This is a genomic window from Streptomyces sp. GC420 (genome assembly GCF_009916105.1).
GTDB lineage: Bacteria > Actinomycetota > Actinomycetes > Streptomycetales > Streptomycetaceae > Streptomyces.
This window is the reverse complement of sequence record NZ_JAAAXQ010000357.1, coordinates 1-8,007: the sequence shown is the minus strand read 5'-3', so window position 1 is coordinate 8,007 and position 8,007 is coordinate 1. Positions and strand designations below refer to the sequence as shown.

5 protein-coding genes are annotated in these 8,007 nt (G+C 74.3%); 3 read left to right on the top strand and 2 right to left on the bottom strand.

Going from position 1 to position 8,007, the window contains the following annotated elements; all coding sequences use genetic code 11:
- Positions 1 to 452 (bottom strand): GNAT family N-acetyltransferase (locus GUY61_RS30870; RefSeq protein ID WP_166633549.1); only part of this gene is annotated, 452 nt, incomplete at its 3' end.
- Between the two features lie 196 nt (positions 453 to 648).
- Here GUY61_RS30870 and GUY61_RS30865 point away from each other — a divergent pair.
- The 3 genes from GUY61_RS30865 (at position 649) to GUY61_RS30855 (ending at position 6,098) form a co-directional block, all read left to right on the top strand.
- Complete coding sequence (locus GUY61_RS30865; protein WP_166633548.1) at positions 649 to 3,342, top strand: alpha/beta fold hydrolase; 2,694 nt, start codon at positions 649 to 651, stop codon at positions 3,340 to 3,342.
- Complete coding sequence (locus GUY61_RS30860; protein WP_166633547.1) at positions 3,339 to 4,349, top strand: ABC transporter permease; 1,011 nt, start codon at positions 3,339 to 3,341, stop codon at positions 4,347 to 4,349. The genes GUY61_RS30865 and GUY61_RS30860 overlap by 4 nt, the downstream gene beginning before the upstream one ends.
- A gap of 153 nt (positions 4,350 to 4,502) precedes the next feature.
- A complete protein-coding gene (locus tag GUY61_RS30855) occupies positions 4,503 to 6,098 on the top strand; it encodes a VWA domain-containing protein (protein ID WP_166633546.1) in 1,596 nt (531 codons plus the stop codon).
- Positions 6,099 to 6,876: 778 nt separating this feature from the next.
- Here GUY61_RS30855 and GUY61_RS30850 read toward each other — a convergent pair.
- Positions 6,877 to 7,989: a sensor histidine kinase KdpD gene (locus GUY61_RS30850; RefSeq protein WP_166633545.1), complete on the bottom strand. Its 1,113-nt coding sequence runs from the start codon at positions 7,987 to 7,989 to the stop codon at positions 6,877 to 6,879.
- Positions 7,990 to 8,007: the final 18 nt, after the last annotated feature.

The window sequence follows — 8,007 nt, the reverse complement described above, 5'->3', positions numbered from 1 at the left end:
GGCGACGCTCTGACCTGTTCCCGCCCCTCGCCGAACGCCCAGCCCAGCATCGCGAACCGGCCCTCGTCCGCCGCGCCCGCCGAGCGGTACGTCGCGAGGGCCGCCTCGTTGTCCGTGTCGACGCCCACCCACATGCCGTAGCAGCCGCGCTCCCGGGCCTCCCGCGCCAGTGCCTCGGTGAGTGCGCGGCCGATGCCGCGCCGCCGGTACTCCTCGGCCACACCGAGCTCGTACAGGCACATCTCCGTGCCCTTGTCCGGGTGGCACATCTCGATGCCGGACACCATCCCGGCGGGCACCCCGTCCACGTACGCGAGCAGCATCAGATGCCCGGGGGAGTCCAGGAAGCGCCGGGCCCACTCGGGGCGGGCCGGGCCGTCGAAGAGGTGCTGCGCCGCGGTGATCTCCCCGGCCGTCCTCGCCCGCCTGATCTCGGTCCGTGCATCGCCCATGCGCCGACTCCGCCCCCGTCCGTACCCGCCTCGTCCTGCCGCCCGGCCGCCGCCGCGGCCCGTGCGTGCCCTGCGTCCGTCATCGTCCCGTACCGCGTCCGTGGTACGCCGGGGAGTCGCCGTACGACCGGGGAAGGTCCCCCGGATCCCCCCGGGGACAGCGGAAGCACCGGATCCGCGCGCTTAGGGTTTGAGCATGGATCTCCGAATGACCCGGTTGCGGGGGCGTCTGCGGAACGGCGTGCGCGGCGGCGGACGGCGGGTTGCCGGCGCGGCGCTCGCCGTCGTCGTGCTCGCCGGGGTCGGCACCTGGAACGCCGTCGCCTCCGACGGGAAACCGCCCGTGCGGCGTGTGGACCGTACCTTCGACATGCCGGGTGCGAAGATCGACACCTCGTACTTCACCTCGGGCGTCTCGGGCGCCTCCGGCGGCGGCAGACGGCCCGCGGTGCTGCTCGGCCACGGCTTCGGCGGCAGCAAGGACGACGTACGCGCGCAGGCCGAGGAACTGGCTCGCGACGGATACGCGGTGCTGACCTGGTCCGCGCGCGGCTTCGGCGCGTCCACCGGGAAGATCGGCCTCAACGACCCGGACGCCGAGGTCGCCGACGTGTCCCGGCTGATCGACTGGCTGGCCGGGCGCCCCGAGGTGCGGCTCGACAAGAAGGGCGACCCGAGGGTCGGGATGGCCGGCGCGTCGTACGGCGGCGCGATCGCCCTGCTCGCCGCCGGGCACGACGGGCGGGTCGACGCCGTCGCGCCCCGCATCACCTACTGGAACCTCGCCGACGCCCTCTTCCCCGACGGCGTCTACAAGAAGCTGTGGGCCGGCGTCTTCTTCACCACGGGCTCGCCCGAGGGCGGCTGCGGCCGTTTCGAGGAGGAGCTGTGCGAGATGTACGAGCGGGTGGCGGTGAACGGCGAGCCCGATGCCGAGGCCCGCGCACTGCTGGAGGCCCGCAGCCCGTCCGCCGTCGGCGACCGGATCAAGGTGCCCGCCCTCATCTCCCAGGGCCAGTCCGACTCCCTCTTCCCGCTCTCCCACGCCGACGCCATGGCGAAGGCGATCAGGGCCAACGGGGCCCCCGTGTCCGTCGACTGGATCTCCGGCGGCCACGACGGCGGTGACACGGAGACCTCCCGCCTCGACGCCCGTACGGCGGACTGGTTCGACCGCTACCTGAAGGACGAGAAGGGCGTCGGCACCGGACCCGCGTTCCGTGTCACCAGGACCGGAGGCGTCGACTCGACCGACGGGGCCGCCCAGCTGCGCGGCGCGAGCGGCGACACCTACCCGGGCCTGGACGGCGGCGACCGCACCCTCGCCCTCCAGGGCCGGGAGCAGAGCTTCGAGAACCCGCCCGGCGCCGGACCGCCCGCGATCTCCGCGGTGCCCGGAGTCGGCGGCGGCCTCAGCCAGCTGTCCACCCTCGGCGTCGGGGGTCTCAACGTCGACTTCCCCGGCCAGTACGCGCGGTTCGACTCCGCCCCGCTGCGGGAGTCCCTGCGGATCACCGGCTCCCCGACCGTGAAGGTCCGCGTGACCTCGAAGGGCTCCTCCGACGCGGTGCTGTTCGCCAAGGTGTACGACGTCGGGCCCGGCGGCAGCCAGACGCTGCCCGCCCAGCTCGTCTCTCCCCTCAGGGTGAGCGGCGCCGAGGACGGCCGCACCGTCGAGATCCGCCTCCCGGCCGTCGACCACGAGGTCGAGTCCGGGCACCGGCTGCGGCTCGTCCTCGCCGCGACCGACCTCGGCTACGCGTCCCCCGCCGAACCGGCGACGTACACCGTCTCCCTCGCGGGCGGCGGGCTGCGGGTGCCCACCGCCCCCGGCGTGACCACCGGCGCGGCCCCGCTGCCCTGGTGGGTGTGGGGCCTTCCGCTCGGCGCCGCCGGGATCGCGGCCGCCCTGCTGCTGACCGGCCGCCGCCGTACCGCGGCCCCCGCACCGGACCCGGGACTCGCCGACGTTCCGCTCCTGATCACCGGACTGACGAAGCGTTACGCCGGGGCCGACGACCGGTACGCCGTACGCGACCTGTCCTTCCGCGTCGAGAAGGGACAGGTGCTCGGTCTCCTCGGCCCCAACGGCGCGGGAAAGACCACCACACTGCGCATGCTGATGGGCCTCATCACGCCCGACGGCGGCGAGATCCGTGTCTTCGGCCACGCCGTCAGGCCCGGCGCCCCCGTCCTGTCCCGGGTCGGCTCCTTCGTCGAGGGCGCGGGCTTCCTGCCGCACCTGACCGGCCGGGCCAACCTGGAGCTGTACTGGCAGGCCACCGGCCGTCCCGCCGAGGACGCGCACATCGACGAGGCCCTGGAGATCGCCGGTCTCGGCGACGCCCTGGCCCGCGCCGTACGCACCTACTCGCAGGGCATGCGGCAGCGACTCGCCATCGCCCAGGCCATGCTCGGTCTGCCCGATCTGCTGATCCTCGACGAGCCCACCAACGGGCTCGACCCGCCGCAGATCCGCGAGATGCGCGAGGTGATGATCCGGTACGCCGCCGGGGGCCGGACCGTCATCGTCTCCTCCCACCTCCTCGGGGAGGTCGAGCAGTCCTGCACCCACCTCGTCGTCATGGACAGGGGCCGGCTGGTGCAGGCGGGCCCGGTCGCGGAGATCACCGGCTCGGGCGACAGCCTGCTCGTCGGCGTCGACGGAGAGATCCCGGACGCGGTGGTGGAGAAGGTGGCCGGGCTGCCGGGCATCGCCTCCGCCGCGCGGACGGACGGCGGGCACGGCCTGCTCGTACGCCTCGACGGGGCCACCGCGTCCTGGCTGCTCACCGAACTCGTACGCCTGGAGATCCCGGTGAACGGCCTCGGACCGCACCGCCGCCTCGAGGACGCCTTCCTGACCCTGATCGGAGAAGACGCGGCATGAACGCGAACGCGCGCACGGAGGAGACCGAGGCGCCCGGGGCGGCTGCCACGAAGGCTGCCACGACGGCTGCCGCGGCCACGTCAGCGGCCGTGACGGCCGGCACGGCGCCGGGTGAGACACCGAACGGGAGCGGGACGGGGACCGGGAACCGGAGCGGGAACCAGGGCGAAACCGCGCCCGGCTACCGGGCGCGCCGCACCCTGCCCCTGCGGGTGGAGGCGGTGCGCCAGCTGAAGAGGCGCCGCACGATGGTGATGGCGGCCATCCTCGTCGCCCTGCCGTTCATCCTGGTCGCGGCCTTCGCGATCGGCGGCGAACCGGGCGGGCGTGAGGGCCGGATCACCCTGATGGACACCGCCACCGCCTCCGGAGCCAACTTCGCCGCCACGGCCCTGTTCGTCTCCGCGGGGTTCCTGCTGGTGGTGCCGGTGGCACTGTTCTGCGGCGACACCGTCGCCGCGGAGGCGAGCTGGTCCTCGCTGCGCTATCTGCTGGCCGCCCCGGTGCCGAGGTGGCGGCTGCTGTGGAGCAAGCTCGTGGTGGCGCTGGCCTTCAGCGCGGCCGCGATGGTGCTGCTGCCGCTCGTCGCCCTGGCGGTCGGCTCGGTGGCCTACGGGTGGGGGCCGCTGCAGATCCCGACCGGTGGCTCGCTCCCGGCGGGCGACGCGGTGGGCAGGCTGGGGATCGCCGTCGCCTTCGTCTTCGTCTCCCAACTGGTGACGGCGGGACTGGCGTTCTGGCTGTCCACGGTCACCGACGCGCCGCTCGGCGCGGTCGGCGGCGCGGTCGGGCTGACCATCGTCGGCAATGTGCTGGACGCGGTCACGGCGCTCGGCTCCTGGCGCGACTTCCTGCCCGCGCACTGGCAGTTCGCCTGGGCGGACGCACTGCAGCCACAGCTGGAATGGGCCGGGATGCTGAAGGGGACGTCGGTGTCCGTGACGTACGCGCTGGTGCTGTTCGCGCTCGCCTTCCGGGGCTTCGCGCGCAAGGACGTCGTGTCCTGACCCGTTCCAATCCCACCTGCGTGGAAGGGGGTTGTCGAATTCCGGATCGCCGGAAGGCCGTTGCCGCATCGAGACCCTTCCGCAACGGGTTCGTCTGGTCCCACGGCCCGTCCCGGACGTCACAGTCACATAGGACGATCCGAGAGGGCAGACATGAGGATCCGTACGGCGATACGCACACGGCTGGTCGCGGCCGCGCTGGTGGGCGGTCTGACGCTCGCCGGCTGCGGCGGCAGCGGCGACAGCGGCGAGTCCAGCTCGAAGGACGGCCCGACCGGCGGACACCACGAGGCCGGCCCGCTGCCCGCGCAGCCCACGACCGGGCCGGGCGACACCACCTCCGGCGCGGCGGAGGGGGAGCAGCGGGACTTCGCGCCCAGCCCCACGCCCGACCCCGACTACCTCTCCACCTTCGCGCTCGACGTCGACACCGCCTCGTACGGCTACGCGCGCCGCACCCTCGCCCAGGGGCGGCTTCCCGACCCCTCGACCGTCAGGCCCGAGGAATTCGTCAACAGCTTCCCGCAGGACTATCCGCGGCCCGACGGCAACGGCTTCTCCGTCACCGTCGACGGCGCCCGTACCGACGAGGACCGCTGGTCGCTGGTGCGGGTCGGGCTGGCCACCGGTGCCCCGGAGGGGGACCCGGGGCGGGACGCGGCGCGGCGGCCGCCCGCCGCGCTGACCTTCGTCATCGACATCTCCGGATCGATGGCCGAGCCGGGCAGGCTCGACCTGGTCCGCGAGTCCCTGGACCTGATGGTCGACCGGCTGCGCGACGACGACTCCCTGGCCCTGGTCACCTTCAGCGGGAACGCGGAGACCCGGCTGCCGATGACCCGGCTCGGTGACTCCCGCTCCCGCATACACGAGGTGATCGACGGCCTGCAGCCGACCGACTCCACCAATGTGGAGGCGGGCATCACCACCGGCTACCAGGAGGCCGTCGAGGGCCGCAGGCCCGGCGCCACCAACCGGGTCGTGCTGCTCTCCGACGCCCTCGCCAACACCGGCGACACCTCGGCCGACGGCATCCTGGAACGCGTCGCGGACGCGCGCAGGGAGCACGGCATCACGCTGTTCGGGGTGGGCGTGGGCAGCGAGTACGGTGACGCGTTCATGGAGCGGCTCACCAACAGGGGCGACGGCCACACGACGTACGTCTCCGACACCGACGACGCCCGCGCGGTCTTCACCGAGGAACTGCCCCGGCACATCGAGCTGCGCGCCCGCGACGCGAAGGCGCAGGTCGCCTTCGACCCGGCGACCGTCGAGCAGTTCCGGCTCATCGGCTACGAGAACCGGGAGGTGGCGGACGAGGACTTCCGCGACGACCGCGTCGACGGCGGCGAGATCGGGCCCTCCCACACGGTGACCGCGCTCTACGCGGTGCGCACCAGGCCGGGCGCCTCCGGCCATGTGGCGACGGCGACCGTCCGCTGGCTCGACCCCTCCACACGGGCCCCGCACGAGGAGTCGGGGACGGTGGAGACCGGCGCCCTCGAACGCGGCCTGTGGACCCAGGAGGACTCCGGCTTCCAGGTCGCCGCACTGGCCGCCTACTTCGCGGACGCACTGCGCCGTCCCTCGTCCGGCTGGTCCGGCTCGTCCGACTACGCCCGCCTGCCCGGCGCGCTGCCGCTGCCCGGCCTCGCCGACCGTGCCGCCCGGATAGCCGAGTCCTCGGACTCCCGGCCCGTCCGCGACCTGGCGTCCGCGATCCGCCAGGCCGAAGAGCTGGCCGGCTGACCGCCCGACCGCCCCGCCTCCGGGGCAGGCCCGGCCCACTCGGTGTGCCCGGAGGCGGGTATCCCGCCCGCAGCACCGTCACCCAGAGATCGGCCCGGGGTATGCCGGGCGGCAAGGCGGCTCGCGCGCGGAGCCGTCACAGGGGCCATCCCGGCCTGCCCTGGCCGGTGCGGCGGCTGGGGGTGGGCGCCGAGGCGGACAGCGGCAGTGAACTGCGGCGGCAGCTCGCCGCGGGCTGCGAAGGCCGCCAAGCGCCGGCTCCGGGAGAACTCCGCGGAGGAGGACCTGCCCGAGGACGTCCTGGAGATCCTCACCCGGCGCGCGTACGGCGTCGGCGCGAGGATCAGCCCCGGCATGGTCGACGAGACCGCCGGGAGGCCCATGGCTCAGGGGCTGGTCCGCGGGGTGCTGCGCCGGCCCCTTGCGGCGAGTCCGTGTTCAACGATCCCCCGCCCCGGCTCTGGACCGGCCTCATCGGCCGGACGCGGGCGAGGCGACCGACGCACCCGGTCCCGGGGCGCCGCCGTCGGCACACCGGCGAGACGAGGGCCGGTGACGATCCTGCCCCGGTCGGCCGGCCGCCGCTGCGACGCCGTCGGCGAGAAACGACCAGCGCCACAGCGGGGCGTGGCCCGGACCCGCCGGTCGCGGCATCGTGGCCGGGATGCGGTCGCCATGCACAGCGGCGACGCCTTGCCCGGCCGCACGCCGGGCAGCAGGCCCCGGCTGCCGACCGGGGCCTGTCCGCCGGCCGGGGCGTGTCCGCCGCCCCTCTGCGTCAGCCCGCCGCCGTCGGGAGCGTCACCTCGAAGCGGCAGCCGCCCCCCACATTGCGGACACGGGTCTCGCCGGAGTGGGCCTCGACGATGCCGCGGACGATCGCGAGGCCGAGGCCGGCGCCGGCGTTCGGGGTGCGGGCGTCGCTGCCGCGCCACCCCGTGTCGAAGACACGGCCCAGGTTCTCCTCGGCTATGCCCCCGCACTCGTCCGTGACGGACAGGACCACGGCCCCGGGACGTCGCTCGGCGGCCACCGCGACCGTGCCGTCCATCGGGGTGTGGCGGATGGCGTTCACCAGCAGATTGACGAGGACACGCGTCATCTCCTTGCCGTCGACCCGCACCGGCACCGCCTCGACGCGGTCGCCGACCAGCCGCACCCCGAGCTCCCGCGCCAGCGGGTCAGCGCCCGCCAGCGCGTCCCCCACCAGGTCGTACACGGACATCCTCGTCAGGGTCAGGGAGAGCGCCCCCGCGTGGATGCGGGACAGCTCGAAGAGGTCGCCGACCATCGAGTTGAGCCGGTCGACCTCGGTGCGTATCTGTTTGAAGTACCGCTCGGGGTCGTCGGCGACCCCGTCCTCCAGGGCCTCCGACATGGCGCGCAGCCCCGCCAGCGGTGTCCGCAGGTCGTGCGAGATCCAGGCGACCAGCTCGCGCCGGGAGGTTTCCAGGGCCCGCTCCCGGTCGCGGGACTCGGCCAGCTTCGCACTCGTCAGGGCGAGCTCCCGGCTGAGCGCCGCCAGTTCGGCCGTCGCCTCCCCGGCCGGTGCGGCGAAGCTGCCGCCCTCCCCGAAGGAACGGGCCGCATGGGTGAGGTCCCGGCTGCGAGCCACGACCCAGTGCCCCAGCAACAGCGCCGTCGCCAGGGACACGACCGCGGCCATGGCCACCACGGTCGTGACCACCGTCAGGTCATGCGGCGACAGGAACATCGCCCAGGCCACGGCGAGTGTCCCCGCCAGCATCGCGGTCACCGCCACGGCCGTCACCACGGTCAGCGAGACGATCAGCGAGCGGTGCCGCAGCACCCGCAGCACGCCGGCGCCGAGCAGCCCGGCCGCCGCCGCGCCCAGGAACGCGTACACCGCGATGAGCAGCGTGTCACTCACCCCCGCCACCCCCGTGAC